Source organism: Streptomyces sp. LARHCF249, from assembly GCF_052871255.1.
Map to the genome: position 1 here is coordinate 155,867 of NZ_JBIXJQ010000007.1, position 14,513 is coordinate 170,379.

The 14,513-nt window shown below is 74.8% G+C and carries 9 protein-coding genes; 7 read left to right on the top strand and 2 right to left on the bottom strand.

The features are described from left to right. Nucleotides 1-166 precede the first annotated feature (166 nt). The 5 genes from ACIPUC_RS21685 to moeZ all read left to right on the top strand — a co-directional run bounded on the left by ACIPUC_RS21685 (nt 167) and on the right by moeZ (nt 5,791). Complete coding sequence (locus tag ACIPUC_RS21685) at nt 167-1,750, top strand: DUF3492 domain-containing protein (RefSeq protein WP_446591405.1); 1,584 nt, start codon at nt 167-169, stop codon at nt 1,748-1,750. A 125-nt stretch (nt 1,751-1,875) separates the two neighbouring features. Beyond that, entirely contained in the window at nt 1,876-2,778 is a 903-nt protein-coding gene (locus ACIPUC_RS21690; protein ID WP_446591407.1) for a hypothetical protein, read from the top strand. Then, entirely contained in the window at nt 2,775-3,782 is a 1,008-nt protein-coding gene (locus ACIPUC_RS21695) for an NAD-dependent epimerase/dehydratase (RefSeq protein WP_446591408.1), read from the top strand. The genes ACIPUC_RS21690 and ACIPUC_RS21695 overlap by 4 nt, the downstream gene beginning before the upstream one ends. Continuing rightward, nucleotides 3,770-4,534 carry a spherulation-specific family 4 protein gene (locus ACIPUC_RS21700; protein WP_446591410.1) on the top strand — a complete coding sequence of 255 codons (765 nt, stop codon included), beginning with the start codon at nt 3,770-3,772 and terminating at the stop codon, nt 4,532-4,534. Before ACIPUC_RS21695 ends, ACIPUC_RS21700 begins: the two co-directional genes overlap by 13 nt. A 78-nt stretch (nt 4,535-4,612) precedes the next feature. Continuing rightward, a complete protein-coding gene (moeZ, locus tag ACIPUC_RS21705; RefSeq protein ID WP_446591412.1) occupies nt 4,613-5,791 on the top strand; it encodes an adenylyltransferase/sulfurtransferase MoeZ in 1,179 nt (392 codons plus the stop codon). Nucleotides 5,792-5,880: 89 nt separating this feature from the next. Here moeZ and ACIPUC_RS21710 read toward each other — a convergent pair whose 3' ends face one another. Beyond that, the gene (locus tag ACIPUC_RS21710) at nt 5,881-7,476 is read right to left on the bottom strand and encodes an alpha/beta hydrolase (protein ID WP_446591414.1); all 1,596 of its coding nucleotides are present in this window, start codon (nt 7,474-7,476) and stop codon (nt 5,881-5,883) included. An 88-nt stretch (nt 7,477-7,564) separates the two neighbouring features. Then, nucleotides 7,565-10,324, bottom strand: a complete 2,760-nt coding sequence (locus tag ACIPUC_RS21715) for a lysylphosphatidylglycerol synthase transmembrane domain-containing protein (protein ID WP_446591416.1) — start codon at nt 10,322-10,324, stop codon at nt 7,565-7,567. Nucleotides 10,325-10,491: 167 nt separating this feature from the next. On the opposite strand from ACIPUC_RS21715, the gene ACIPUC_RS21720 reads away from it, so the two are divergent. Together ACIPUC_RS21720 and ACIPUC_RS21725 are read left to right on the top strand one after the other, a co-directional pair. Continuing rightward, nucleotides 10,492-10,830 (top strand): MGMT family protein, encoded by a 339-nt coding sequence (locus ACIPUC_RS21720; RefSeq protein ID WP_446591418.1) that lies wholly within the window; start codon nt 10,492-10,494, stop codon nt 10,828-10,830. A gap of 237 nt (nt 10,831-11,067) precedes the next feature. Further along, entirely contained in the window at nt 11,068-14,454 is a 3,387-nt protein-coding gene (locus ACIPUC_RS21725; protein ID WP_446591874.1) for an ATP-dependent helicase, read from the top strand. Nucleotides 14,455-14,513 lie beyond the last annotated feature (59 nt).

The window sequence follows — 14,513 nt, forward strand, 5'->3', positions numbered from 1 at the left end:
GCGCGCTCCCCCGCCCCCCGTCTTTCAATGTACCGACTCACCCCCCCGCGGGGGGGCGCCCCCCCCCCCCGCCCGCCCCCCCTTCCGCGTATCCGCTTGAGTTCTTCCGCGGCGGGTCGCCGGACCGACGGCGACCGCCTGAACCGGGAGATCGGGGGTGCCACTCGTGCGGATCGGACTGCTCACGGAAGGTGGTTATCCGTATGCCACGGGAGAGGCGAGGCTGTGGTGCGACCGGCTCGTGCGCGGGCTCCCGCAGCACGAGTTCGAGCTCTACGCGCTGAGCCGCAGCGCCGAGCAGGAACGCGCGAGGGTCCCGCTGCCCGAGCACGTCACCCGGGTCCGCACCGCCCCCCTGTGGGTCCCCGCCGACGACGGACGGACGTACTCCCGGCGCGAGCGCCGGCGGTTCGCCGATGCTTTCCGCGAACTGGTCCACGGGATCTGCGCCGGCGAGGCACCCGCCTTCGCGGCCGGGCTGTACGGGCTCGCCGGACTCGCCCGCGAACAGGGCGGCCTGTACGCGGCGCTGCGCTCCGAGCGCGCCGTACGGGCGGTGGAGTCCGCCTGCCGGGCGCCGGGCGCCGGGCGGACCGTGCAGGCGGCGCAGGTACCCGACCTGCTGGAGTTCGTGGACGAACTCGAGCGGATGCTGCGGCCGTTGTCCCTCGACTGGTACGAGGAGCCCGGCAGCCTCGGCACCGTCGACGTCTGCCACGCGGCGGCGGGCGGGATCGCGGCGCTCCCCGGACTGCTGGCCAAACGCTTCTTCGGGGTTCCGCTGCTGGTCACCGAGTACGGGGTCCAGCTGCGGGCCCACTACCTCGAGCAGAGCCGTGACGCCCGGCCCGCCCTGCGGGCCCTGCTCGCGGCCTTCCACATCCGGCTGGCCGGCGAGATCTACGCCCGGGCCGACCTCCTGACCCCCGGCAACGCGCACGCCCGGCGCTGGCAGGAGCGGGGCGGGGCCACCCGGGACAAGCTGCGCACGGTCTACCCCGGGATGGAGGCGGACCGATTCGCCACCGTCGGGGAGTCCGCGGACTGCGGAGACCCCGACACACTCGTCTGGGTCGGCCGGATAGAGCCCGCCAAGGACCTCATCGCCCTGCTGCACGCCTTCGCGGAGGTCCGCAAGGCCGCGCCGCAGACCCGCCTGCGCATCTTCGCCACGGCCGCGGCCCCCGGCTACCTCGCCGACTGCCGCTCCCTGGCAGCCCAGCTCTTCCCCGACGAGGCCGCCGACGCCGTCACCGTCGGGGAGAACCCCGTCACCTTCGAGGAGATCGGCGGGCCCGACGCGCCCACCCCGGCCGAGGCGTACGGAGCCGGGCGCGTCGTCGTCCTGTCCTCCGTGATCGAGGGCTTCCCGGTCACCCTGGCCGAGGCGATGCTCTGCGGCCGGGCCACCGTCTCCACCGACGCCGGCGCCGTCTGCGAGGTCATCGGCGGCACCGGGCTCGTCGTCCCGCCGCGCAACCCGCGGGCCCTGGCCGACGCCTGTCTGTCGCTGCTGCGGGATCCCGAGCGGGCGCAGCGGCTCGGCGCGGCCGCGCGGGCCCGGGCCCTGGAGCTGTTCACCGTCGAGCAGAACGTGGCCGCCTTCCAGGAGATCTACCTGAGGCTGCTCGCCGCCGGCTCGGCCCGGCCGGACGGGGAGATCCCGTTCGCCCGGCCCGCCGAGGCGCGCGTCCCGGGCCACTGGACCAGCCCCACCTGGGCCGAACCCCTGCCGGAGGCGACCGTATGACCACCATGGACCCGCCCGCCGGTGCGGCCCCGCTGCCGGGGCTCCGCCCCGGACCCCGCGCCTCAAACGCCGGCGAGGCTGGATCAGCCGGACCTCGAGCGGCGCCGCAGGTGGGGAGGCGGCGGGTGGGCGGGGATCCCGTCAAGGCGCTGCTGCACCGGCACCGCGAGCTGTGTGAGCGGGCCGTCGATCCACTGGAGATCGCCGCCGGGCTCGAGGCCCACGGGATCACCGACCGCACCGCCACCCGCTTTCGGCACCGGGACGTCTTCTCGCTCGCCGAGGAGCTGTACGCGCGCACCCCGCACGCGGAGGCGCCCGCCGCCGCGCCCGCCCGCGGGCCCGCCGGGCCGTCGGCCCTGCGCCTCGGCTGTGCGCTGCTGCCCGGGGCCCTCGCGTTCGGCGCGGCCGCCGCCGCGCCGGCCTGGGCCGGGCCCGCCGCCGTGGCCGCGACCGTCGCCGCGCTCGTCTGGCCCGGGCGGGCCGCCGGCGGGCGGTTCCCCTACGCCGCGCACCTGCTCGCCGCGGCCGTCGCCGGCTGGGCCGCGCACCGGCACGGCACCGCCCTCGCCCTCGGCCTGGCCCTGGCCGTCGCCCCCGGGCACCTGGTCGCCGCGGCCTTCGCCGCCCGGGCCCGGGCCCGGGTCGCCGCGAGCCGCGCCCTGGAGGAGTTCGCGGACCGGGTCCGGCCCCTGCTCCTCGCCGCCGTCGCGGTGTTCGCCGCGGCCGCCGCCGGGGCCGCCGCACTCGCCGGAGCCCCGCTCACGGCGGCCGTGCCGCTCGCCCTGCTGCTGTTCCTGACCAGGCTGCTGCTCCGCCACGGCGCCCACCGCGGCCCCGTCGCCGCGGCCCTGGCGCTCGCCCTTGTCCCGGCCCCGGCGGCCGCCTCCGCCGCCGCCGCGGGGCTCCTCGTACACGCGGTCCTCGCCCTGTCCCGCGCATCCGCCCATGCGCGGCCCCATCCACCCACCCGCAAGGAGAAACAGAAGATGACCGGCCAGCCAACCAACCAAGGGGCCACGCGATGAGGGTGCTGCTGATCGGAGCCAACGGATACCTCGGCCGCTACGTCGCCGACCGGCTGCTCGCCGACCCCGCCGTCCAGCTCACCGCGCTCGGCCGCGGCGACGACGCCGACGTCCGGTTCGACCTCGCCACCGGCAGCCCGGGTGCGCTGACCCGATTCCTGGACGCCGTCCACCCCGGCGTCGTGATCAACTGCGCGGGCGCCACCCGCGGCGGAGCCCGCGAGCTCACCCGGCACAACACCGTGGCCGTCGCCACCATCTGCGAATCGCTGCGCCGCAGCGGCTGCGGGGCCCGGCTCGTCCAGCTCGGCTGCGCCGCCGAGTACGGGCCCAGCCAGCCCGGGTCCTCCACGGCCGAGGACGCCGTGCCGAGACCGGGCGGGCCGTACGGGGTCAGCAAACTGGCCGCCACCGAGCTGGTGCTCGGCTCCGGGCTGGACGCCGTCGTGCTCCGGGTCTTCTCGCCCGTCGGCCCCGGCACCCCCGCCGGATCCCCCCTCGGCCGCCTCGCCGAGGCCATGCGGCGCGCGATGCAGTCCGGGGACGGGGAGCTCAAGCTCAGCGGGCTCGGCGTGCAGCGCGACTTCGTGGACGTACGGGACGTGGCGCGGGCCGTGCACGCCGCCTCCCTCTCGGCCGCCCAGGGCGTGGTCAACATCGGCACCGGCCGCGCGGTCCGGCTGCGCGACGCGGCCGCCGTCCTCGCCCGCGTCGCCGGGTACGGGGGCGCCCTGCACGAGCTGGACGTCCCGCACGGCGGGCCCCAGCAGCACGCGCACCCGGGCCGGCCGGCCGGTCTCGCCGCCATCGGGTCCCCCCGCTCGGAGGCGACCGCCGAACAGCTCGCCGCCGCGGCCCCCCAGCCGTACCCGTACCCCGACGGCTGCGGGGCCTGGCAGCAGGCCGACGTCCGCACCGCCCGCGACCGGCTCGGCTGGCGGCCCCGGATCAACCTGGAGGAGTCCCTCGCGGACATCTGGATGGAGGCGGCGTGCCGTATCTGACCACCCCGCCCGGGGCCGCGACGGCCGCGGCCACCGAGGCCGGCCGCCTCGGTCTGGGCATCCCCGGCTACGCGCACCCGCTGCTCGCCCCCGTCGAGTGGGCGGAGCTGACCCGCCCCGGCACCCCGCTGCACTGGGCCGTGCTCAACGTCACGGACGGCCCGGGCGGGCGCCCCGACCCGCACTGCACGGAGGCGGCCGCCAAGCTCCGCGGCACGGACGGCACCGGTCCCCGCCTCCTCGGCCACCTCGCGATGCGAGACGGCACGCGGTCCTTCGGGGAGCTGGTCTCCGACGCCCACCGCTTCCGCGACTGGTACGGGGTGGGCGGCTTCTACCTCGCCGGCGCTCCGGCGGACAGGGCCGAACTCGCCTCGGTGCGCCGGGTCGCCGACACCCTGCGCGGCCTCGGCGAGGACATCCGGATCGTGCTCGGGCACGGCACGCACCCGTACGAGGGCTACCTGGCCGCCGCCGACCAGCTGGTCACCTTCTCCGGGGCCTGGGCCGACTACCGCTGGTCGCAGGTCGCGGAGTGGACGGCCGACCATCCGCCGGAGCGGTTCTGCCACCTCGTCCACGGGGTGCCGCGCACGCACCTGGAGGAAGCCGTGCGGATCGCCCGCTGGCAGGGAGCGGGCACCATCTGGTTCACCGACCGGCGCGGCGCGGCCGACCGCGACCCCTGGGCCTCGATGCCCGCGTACTGGGACGAAATCGTCTCGCGGATCGGGACAGGTGTCTTGGAATGAAGACGGGCGTGGCACTGTTACGGGATAGCACAACCCTTAAATGCTCCCCGCGTCCGCGGGGATGACCCTGGAGTCCCCGTGTCGCTGCCACCCCTGGTTGAGCCAGCTGCTGAGCTCACCGTTGACGAGGTCCGTCGGTACTCGCGTCACCTGATCATCCCCGATGTCGGGATGGACGGGCAGAAGCGCCTGAAGAACGCCAAGGTGCTCGCCGTGGGTGCCGGCGGACTCGGCTCGCCCGCCCTCATGTACCTGGCCGCGGCCGGCGTAGGAACGCTGGGCATCGTGGAGTTCGACGAGGTGGACGAGTCGAACCTGCAGCGCCAGATCATCCACAGCCAGGCGGACATCGGCCGTTCCAAGGCCGCGTCGGCCCGCGACAGCGTGCTGGGCATCAACCCGTACGTCAACGTGGTCCTTCACGAAGAGCGGCTCGAGGCCGAGAACGTGATGGAGATCTTCAGCCAGTACGACCTCATCGTCGACGGCACGGACAACTTCGCCACGCGCTACCTGGTCAACGACGCCTGCGTGCTGCTGAACAAGCCGTACGTGTGGGGCTCGATCTACCGCTTCGACGGCCAGGCCTCGGTCTTCTGGTCCGAGCACGGCCCGTGCTACCGCTGCCTGTACCCGGAGCCCCCGCCGCCGGGCATGGTCCCGAGCTGCGCCGAGGGCGGCGTGCTGGGCGTGCTCTGCGCGTCCATCGGGTCCATCCAGGTCAACGAGGCGATCAAGCTCCTCGCGGGCATCGGTGAGCCGCTGGTCGGCCGCCTGATGATCTACGACGCCCTGGAGATGCAGTACCGCCAGGTCAAGGTCCGCAAGGACCCCGACTGCGCGGTCTGCGGTCCCAACCCGACCGTCACCGAGCTCATCGACTACGAGGCCTTCTGCGGCGTCGTGTCGGAGGAGGCCCAGGAGGCGGCCGCCGGCTCGACGATCACTCCCAAGCAGCTCAAGGAGTGGATCGACGACGGCGAGAACATCGAGATCATCGACGTCCGCGAGATCAACGAGTACGAGATCGTCTCGATTCCCGGCGCGAAGCTGATCCCCAAGGGCGAGTTCCTGATGGGCACCGCCCTCCAGGACCTGCCGCAGGACAAGCGCATCGTCTTGCACTGCAAGACGGGTGTCCGCAGTGCGGAAGTCCTCGCGGTCCTGAAGTCCGCGGGCTTCGCGGACGCGGTCCACGTCGGCGGCGGCGTGATCGGCTGGGTCCACCAGATCGAGCCCGACAAGCCGATCTACTAGCAGTCAGCAGCCGGAGGGGCCGTACCGCGCGTGATGCGGGGTACGGCCCCTCCGGCGTGCCGGGACGTGCCGGGACGGGACCGGCCCGGTCAGGCGGGGGATCCGGTCGGAGGGTCGGTCGCGGGCGCGGTCGGGTCTCCGGGCGCGGTGCAGACGGTCCCGGCGGCGGGCGTCGTCCCCTCCAGCAGGTACGCGTTCACCGCGTCCTGCACGCAGGTGTCGCCGCTGTTGTACGCGCCGTGCCCCTCGCCCTTGTAGGTGAGCTCCACGCCGACGCCCGGGCCGAGCCGCTCCACCATGCGGCGGGCGCCCTCGTAAGGAGTGGCCGGGTCGCCGGTGTTGCCGATCACCAGGATCGGGGCGGCCCCGGGGGCGGACACGTCCGGGGTCTCCCAGGCGCCCGCGACCGGCCAGTCGGTGCAGCTCATCATCGCCCAGCCGAGGAAGTCGCCGAAGACGGGCGAGGCCGAACGGAACGCCGGCAGCTTGGCCTTGGTTTCGTCCAGGGTGTAGCGGTCCTTCGAGTCGGCACAGTTGATGGCGGTGTTCGCCGCGCCGATGTTGCTGTAACGCCCTTGCTGGTCACGGCCGTTGAGCGCGTCGGAGAGGGCGAGCAGCAGCTGGCCCTGCCCGCCGTCCGCCTCGTCGAGGCCCTGCTCCAGCAGCGGCCACAGCTCCTGCGAGTACAGGGCCTGCGCGATGCCGTTGGTCGCCTGGCTCTCGGTGAGCTGCCGGTCGCCGATGCCGGCGATGGGCTTGGCGGACAGGTCCTTCTGCAGCTTGATGATGTTGGCCTCGATCTCCTTGGCGGTGCTGCCCTGGAGCTTGCACTCGTCGCCGCGGTCCACGCAGTCCTGCGCGAAGTTGCCGAGGGCGAGCTGGAAGCCCTTCGCCTGGCCGAGGGCGCCCCCCTCGGAGGTCTTGGTCGGGTCCACGACGGCGTCGAAGACGGCCCGCCCGACGTTCGACGGGAAGAGGTGCGCGTAGACCCCGCCGAGCTCGGTCCCGTAGGAGATTCCGAAGTAGTGCAGCTTCTCGTCGCCGAGGGCCTGGCGGATGCGGTCCATGTCGCGGGCGGCGTTGGAGGTGCCGACGTGGGGGAGGACCTTGTCGGAGTTCTTCTTGCAGGCCTGCTGGTAGGTCCGGATGTTCTTGACGAAGGCCTGCTCCTCCGGCGTGCTGTCGGGAGTGGAGTCCTGGGCGTAGTACGCGTCCAGCTGCTTGTCGTCCTGGCAGCGGACGGGGGCGCTGCGGCCCACCCCGCGGGGGTCGAAGCTGACCAGGTCGTACCGGGAGCGCAGGGCCTCGTACTCCTTGGCGGCGCCGGGGAGGGTGGTGATGCCGGAGCCGCCGGGGCCGCCGAAGTTGAAGACGAGCGAGCCGATGCGGTTCTTCTGGTCGCGGGCCTTGGCGCGGATCAGGGCGATCGGGAGGGTCTCGCCCTCGGGCTTCGCGTAGTCGAGTGGGACGTCGAGCGTTGCGCACTGCCAGTCCTTGGGCGGGGCCTGGCCGCCGCCCTCCAGGGGGGTGGGGGCCGGGCACTCGCCCCACTTGAGGGGCTTGACCTCCTTGGCGCCGTCGCCCTTCGTCTTCTTCCCGTCGCCGTCGTCGGAACAGCCGCCCGTGGTGAACAGGGTGGCGGCCAGTGCGGCGGCGGCGGTGACCCGCCAGACGTTTCTCGGCATGCCCCCATCCTCTGCGGCCTCGGCCTCCACCGCCCCCGCGCTGACCCGAACGGGTACCGGCCGCGGACCCCGTACACCGGGCCGGAGGCTAGATCGCTTCCTTGCGGGTCAGGAAGTTGAACGAGATCCACCCCGGCAGCACCGGCAGCCAGAACGTCATCAGGCGGAACAGCAGGACCGCCGAGATGGCGACCTCCTTCTCCAGGCCCGCCGCGATCAGCCCCAGCGTCAGGGTGGTCTCCACCGCGCCCATACCGCCCGGTGTCGGCGCCGCGGACCCCAGCGCGTTGCCCGCGAGGAACACCACCGCGATGCTCGCGTAACTGATGGCCTGGCCGCCCCCGAACGCCCGGATCGACGCGTCCAGGCACATCACGAAGCAGCCCGTCAGCAGCAGCATCCCGCCGATGCCGGTCACCAGCTTCTGCGGCCGCTGGAGCACGTCCAGCATGCGCGGCACGACCCCCGCGAACAGCGCCCGTACCCGCGTCGCGACGAACTTGCGCATGAACGGGACCGCCGTCACCACCAGCACCAGCACCGCCACCGTCAGCAGACCCGCGATGACCGTCCGGGACGGGGTCATCTCCGGGGTCTTCTCGGTCCCCGTCAGGTAGCCGAAGGACAGCAGCAGCAGGATGTGGCTCGCCAGCCCGAACAGCTGCGAGGCGCCCACGCTCGCGACCGCGAGCCCCGGCCGGACCCCCGCCCGCTGGAGGAACCGCGTGTTCAGCGCGACGCCGCCCACCGCCGCCGGAGCCACCAGCTTCACGAAGGACCCGGCCACCTGCGCGACCACGGTCCGCAGGAACGACACCCGCTCGGGCACGAAGCCCAGCAGGCTCATCGCCGCCGCGACGTAGCTCAGCGCCGAGAACGCCAGCGCCGCCCCGACCCAGCCCCACTGCGCCTCGCCGACGATGGTCGCGAAGTCCACGTGCGCGAGCTGCGTCAGCAGGAAGTACGCGCCGAAGGCGCCCGCGATGAACGACACCAGCGTGCGCGGCCGGATCCGCTCCAGCCGGGCCGGCTCCACCGGCGCCTGCGGGCGGATCAGCAGCACCTGCTGGCGGATCTGGCTCAGCAGGTCCTCCTCCCGGGCCCCGTCCAGCGCGTCGTCCAGCGCCTTCTTCTCCGCCTTGCGGTCCGCGGCGGAGCTGGTGGCGGAGGCGTCCGCCCCGCGCACCGCCTTCGCCGCCCGCGAGGACTGCAGTACGGCCTCCCGCTGCCGGTCCGCCCGCTCCCGGGCCAGCTTGCGCAGCGTGGCCCGGGTGGACCGGCTCAGCGCGATCGGCTGGAGCAGCGGCAGGCAGTCCGCCACCGCGTCCGGGCCGAGCACCGACACCGCCGAGGCCACCGCCCGCTCCGCGCCGACCCGCAGGCCGAGCGTGGTCAGCAGCTGGGCGATGTCCATCCGGAGCACCAGGTCGCCCGCCGCGATCTCGCCGCCGCGCAGGTCGGTGAGGATGACGTTGCCGGAACGATCCACCACCAGGGCGTCCCCGGTCAGCCGCCGGTGCGCGATCCGCCGCGACTGCAGGGCCCGTACCTGCTCCCAGGCGTCGCGGCTCAGCTGGTCGGTGATCTCCTCGTCGGAGAGGGAGTCCAGGGTCCGGCCGCCCAGGTGCTCGTACACGAGCATCACGGCGTCCGGGCCGAGCTCGGAGGTGGCGATCAGCTTCGGCGCGTTCGCCCCGGCCGCGATGGCGGCGTACGCGAGCAGCGCCTCCTGCTCCAGCGCCTGGCGCAGCGACTGCAGGCTGCGCCGGGTGGTGATGCCGCGCAGGGTGAGCCGGCGCCAGACCCGGTAGAAGAAGCCCTGGGCCTGCTGCTCGCGGTCGACGACGGTGACGTCGAGCGGCGGGCCGTCCTCCAGGGTGACGTGGTAGCGCCGCCCCCGGTCGCTGACCTCGGAGGCCTCCGGGCTCCCCTCGGTGATGACCTCGGCGCGCATCGCGCTGACCGGCCGGAAGCCGACGCGGCGCAGTCCCGCGAGGAGGGTCTGCCCGGTGGGGCGCACATTGGGCGAGCCGACGGCGTACAGCGTCCCGTACGCGACGCTCCAGCCGATCAGCACGGTGAGGATGATCGAGAAGGGCGTGGTGTAGCCGCTGACCAGCATCGTGAACGCGTCGAGCAGGAGGACCACCCACAGCGCGACGCGCCAGTGCGGCCTGCGGGTCATCCCGACGGCGCACATGTACGCGATCACGGGCGCGAGGTAGCCGTGCACCGGATCGGTGAGGGCCCCGCCGGCCCCCGCGGACTGGGTGAGGGCTTCCTGGATGGTGTCGGGGGCGGCCTGGGAGACCCACAGGTCGGTCGCGAGGGTGACCCCGTGCGCGAGGACGGCGGCGAGCACGCCGTCGGCGATGCGCAGCCCGTCGCGCTTGATCAGCCGCTCGATGGCGAAGGCGACGGGGAGCAGCAGCACCGCGATGCTCGACACCAGCGCGGCGACCTTGATCAGCAGGACGGGGGCCGCGCCGGTGCCCTTGTTGATGTCCTCCTCCAGGCCCACCGTGGTGCCGTGGGCGAAGGCGGCGATGGCGAGGACGACGGCGATGCCGAGGATGCCGACGAGCAGGCGTACGAGGTCGGACGGGCGGTGCACGCGGGCGGCGAGCAGCGGTTCGTCGACCTCGACCCGGTCGGCTTCGGTGGCGGCGTGCCCGTGCGCGCCCTCCGGCTCCTCGCGGCTGCCGGATCCGCTGCCGGGTCCGCGGTCGGGTCCGCGGTCGGATCCTTGCTCGGAGCCGCTGTCGGACAGGGGTCTGGGCCGGGGGGCGGGGCCGTCGTCTGGGCGCGTCGCGTCGTCGTCCGCCGCCGCGCCGTCCGGAGGGCTCACACCCTGCTCCTTCGTCGTCACTTCCGTCTCTTCTTGATCACGTATCACCAGTCACCGCCCGCAAGATGGTGGCACGGACCGACCTGCCAGCGGGGCATCAGGGTGCGCGCCGGTACGGAACCTTGTCTTCCGGCGCCGGGCGGCCGCCGTGCTGCACCATGGGCCGAATGAGCGAGGAGCTGCCCGCGTACGCGGAGCACGTGCTGGAGGTGGCCGAGCGTATTCCGCCCGGCCGGGTGATGACGTACGGAGACGTCGCCGAGTGGCTCGGCGAGGGGGGACCGCGCCAAGTCGGGCGCGTCATGGCCCTGTACGGAGGCGCCGTGCCCTGGTGGCGGGTGGTGCGCGCGGACGGCGTACCGCTGCCCGGCAGCGAGCGCCGCGCCCTGGAGCACTACCGGGCCGAGGCCACCCCGCTGCGGCTGACGGCGGGCGGCGAGCCGCGGCTCGACATGCGCCGGGCACGCTGGGACGGCGGCGGGGACCGCGACGAGGCTCACACCTGACAGCTTCGGCCATGTGCGGCCGGTACGGGCGGTCGAGCGCCCGTGCGAAGGCCCGTCCGGGGGACGGTGACGAACTGCGCGGGGCCGCCCGGTTGCCGTAGCGTTGCCTCTTCCGCTCCGGCCGCCGCCGACGCGGTGCCACCCGAAGACCCACCAGGACCGGCAGCTCACGTGATCACCTCTCCTTCCGACCGCACCGAACGGCGGCGTACGCGGACTCCTGACGCGTACCGCCTCGTGCGCACCGGGCCGGAACGGGTGGACCCCCCTGTCCTGGACGCAGCGCAGCGTGCGGTGGTTGACCACGCGGGCGGACCTCTGCTGGTGCTGGCCGGACCGGGCACCGGGAAGACGACCACGCTGGTCGAGGCCGTCGCCGCCCGCGTGGAAGCGGGCACGGACCCCGCCCGGATCCTCATCCTCACCTTCAGCCGCAAGGCGGCCGTGGAACTGCGCGACCGGGCCGCCCTGCGGCTCGGCGGCGCGCGGGCTCCGCAGGCGACCACCTTCCACTCCTTCTGCTACGGACTGGTCCGCGCCCACCAGGACACCGACCTCTTCGCCGATCCGCTGCGGCTGCTGTCGGGTCCGGAACAGGACGTGATGGTCCGCACCCTCCTGGAGGGCCAGCGCCGGATCCCCGCCGTCGCTTCCATCCGCTGGCCGGACGACCTGCGGGCCGCGCTCACCACCCGCGGCTTCGCGGACGAGGTCCGCGCCGTGCTGGCCCGCGCCCGCGAACTGGGGCTGGGCCCCTCCGCGCTCTCCTCCTTCGCCGACCGGATCGGCCGCCCGGACTGGAAGGCGGCCGCGGCCTTCCTCTCCGAGTACCTGGACGTCCTGGACATGCAGGGCACGCTGGACTACGCGGAGCTCCTGCACCGGGCCGTCCTGCTGGCGGAGCGCACCCCCTCCCTGGCCTCCTCGTACGACGCGATCTTCGTGGACGAGTACCAGGACACGGACGCCTCCCAGCTGCGGCTGCTGCGCGCGCTGAACGGCCCCGGCGGCACGCTCGTCGCCTTCGGCGACCCGGACCAGTCGATCTACGCCTTCCGCGGCGCGGACATCAACAACGTCCTGGACTTCGAGTCGGCCTTTCCCGGCGCGGCGGTCAGGGCCCTTTCCGTCGGCCGCCGCTCGGGCGCGAACCTCCTCGCCGCCACCCGCCTCCTCACGGCCCGCATGCCGCTGCCCCGCCTCCCCGCGTCCGCGGTCCGCGCGCACCGCGCCCTCCACGCCACGAGGGAGGGCGGCCGGGTGGAGGTGTACACCTACCCGACGGCCGGGGCGGAGCTGGACAACATCGCCGACATCCTGCGCAGGGCCCACCTGGAGGACGGCGTGCCCTGGCAGGACATGGCCGTACTGGTCCGCGCCGGCGGCCGCACCCTCCCGGCGATGCGGCGCGCCCTGATCACGGCGGGCGTCCCGGTGGAAACGGACGGCGCGGACACCCCGCTCCGCCACGAGCCGGCCGTGGCCCCCCTCCTCACAGCCCTGCGCACGGCCGCCACGGCTGCCGCGGCCACGCCCGTCCCGGACCACGGTCGGGTGCCCGGCGACGCCGCCGACGCGGCGGGCGGGGCCGCGCCCGAGCGCGCCGGCTCCGCCACGGCGGACGGCGTCGACCCGGCCGGCCCCGCGGCGCCGGAGCCGGGCGAGCTCCCGCCGACAGCCGTCCCGGGCGCCGAGCCCGGCAACGCCGAGGCCGCCGCGGGCGAGCCGGGGCCGGGGCCCGGACGCGCCGGCGGGATCGGGGTCGAGGCTGCCATCGAGCTGCTCGGCTCGCCGCTCGGCGGGATGGACGCCGCCGACCTGCGCCGCCTCGGCCGTGCCCTCCGGGACGAGGAGCGCGCCGCGGGCGTCAAGGTGCCCGCGCCCTCCGACGTCCTGCTCGCCCGCGCCCTCGCCGAGCCGGAACGGCTCACCGCCCACGACCCCGCCTACGCCCGCGGCGCGCAGCGCCTCGGCCTCCTCCTGCGCAAGGCCCGCGAGCTCCTCCAGGGCGGCGGCACCGCCGAAGAGGCCCTGTGGACCCTCTGGGACGGCACCCCCTGGCCCCAGCGGCTGGAACGCAGCGCCCGCCGCGGCGGCCCGGCCGGCCGCAACGCCGACCGCGACCTCGACGCCGTGTGCGCCCTGTTCGACACCGCCGCCCGCGCCGAAGAACGCACCGGCGGCCGCGGAGCCCTCAACTTCCTCGAACAACTGGAGGCGGAGGACATCGCCGCCGACACGTTGACGACGCGCGCCACCCGCCCCGACGCGGTCCGGCTGATGACCGCCCACCGCTCCAAGGGCCTGGAGTGGTCCCTGGTCGTCGTCGCCGGCGTACAGGAGGGCCTCTGGCCCGACCTGCGCCGCCGCGGCTCCCTCCTCGAGGCCGACCGCATCGGCCTCGACGGCCTCGCCGAGCCCCTCACCCCCGGCGCGCTCCTCGCCGAGGAGCGCCGCCTCTTCTACGTCGCCGCCACCCGCGCCCGCGACCGCCTCGTCGTCACCGCCGTCAAGGCCCCGGCCGAGGACGGCGACCAGCCCTCCCGCTTCCTCACCGAACTCGGCGCCACCCCGAAGGACGTCACCGGCCGCCCCCGCCGCCCCCTCGCCGTCCCGGCCCTCGTCGCCGAGCTGCGCGCCACCACCGTCGACCCCGAGGCCTCGCCCGCCCTGCGCGACGCGGCCGCCCGACGCCTCGCCCGCCTCGCCGCGCTCACCGACGACGACGACCGCCCGCTGGTCCCGGCCGCCCACCCGCAGCGCTGGTGGGGGCTGTACGAGCCCACCCGCAGCAGCGTCCCGCTGCGCGACCGGGACCGGCCCGTCGCCCTCTCCGGCAGCGCCCTGGACCAGCTCGCCAACACCTGCTCGCTCCAGTGGTTCCTGGGCCGCGAGGTCAAGGCCGACGCCCCCTCCACCGCCGCCCAGGGGTTCGGCAACGTCGTCCACGTCCTCGCCGACGAGGTCGCCTCCGGCCGCACCCCCGCCGACCTGGCCGTCCTCATGGAACGCCTCGACTCCGTCTGGGACGCCCTCGCCTTCGACGCGCCCTGGAAGTCGGCGCAGGAGAAGGAGAACGCCCGGGCCGCCCTCGAGCGCTTCCTGCGCTGGCACACCACCGACCGCGGGGGCCGGGCGGCCGTGGCCACGGAGCACTCGTTCGAGGTCACGCTCGAAGCCGGCGAGCACACCGTTCGGATCCGGGGCTCCATGGACCGGGTCGAATCCGACCCGCAGGGGCGTGCGTACGTCGTCGACTTCAAGACCGGCAAGGCCGCGCCCACCAAGGACGAGGTCGCGCGCCACCCCCAGCTCGCCGTCTACCAGCTCGCCGTGCGCGAAGGCGCCGTCGACGAGGTCTTCGACGGCGTGCGCCCCGCACCCGGCGGCGCCGAGCTCGTCCAGCTCCGCCAGGGCGCGCCCAAGAAGGAGGGCGGCGACGAGGTCCCCAGGATCCAGGCGCAGCAGCCGCTCGACGGCGAGTGGGTCGGCGACCTGCTCGCCACCGCCGCCGGCCGGGTGCTGGACGAGCGCTTCGCGCCCGCCGCGGGCAAGCACTGCGACCACTGCTCCTTCCGCAGCTCGTGCAGCGCCCGGCCGGAAGGCCGCCAGACCGTGGAGTAGCCGGTCGGGACGGGCGGGCGGGACGGCCCGGTGAGACGGCCGGGCGGGAGTGTCGGTGG

What these genes read in the sequence shown, in the direction of transcription:
- ACIPUC_RS21695 (WP_446591408.1), top strand. Translation starts at nt 2,775, where the DNA reads ATGAGGGTGCTGCTGATCGGAGCCAACGGATACCTCGGCCGCTACGTC.
- ACIPUC_RS21710 (WP_446591414.1), bottom strand. Translation starts at nt 7,476, where the DNA reads ATGCCGAGAAACGTCTGGCGGGTCACCGCCGCCGCCGCACTGGCCGCC.
- ACIPUC_RS21720 (WP_446591418.1), top strand. Translation starts at nt 10,492, where the DNA reads ATGAGCGAGGAGCTGCCCGCGTACGCGGAGCACGTGCTGGAGGTGGCC.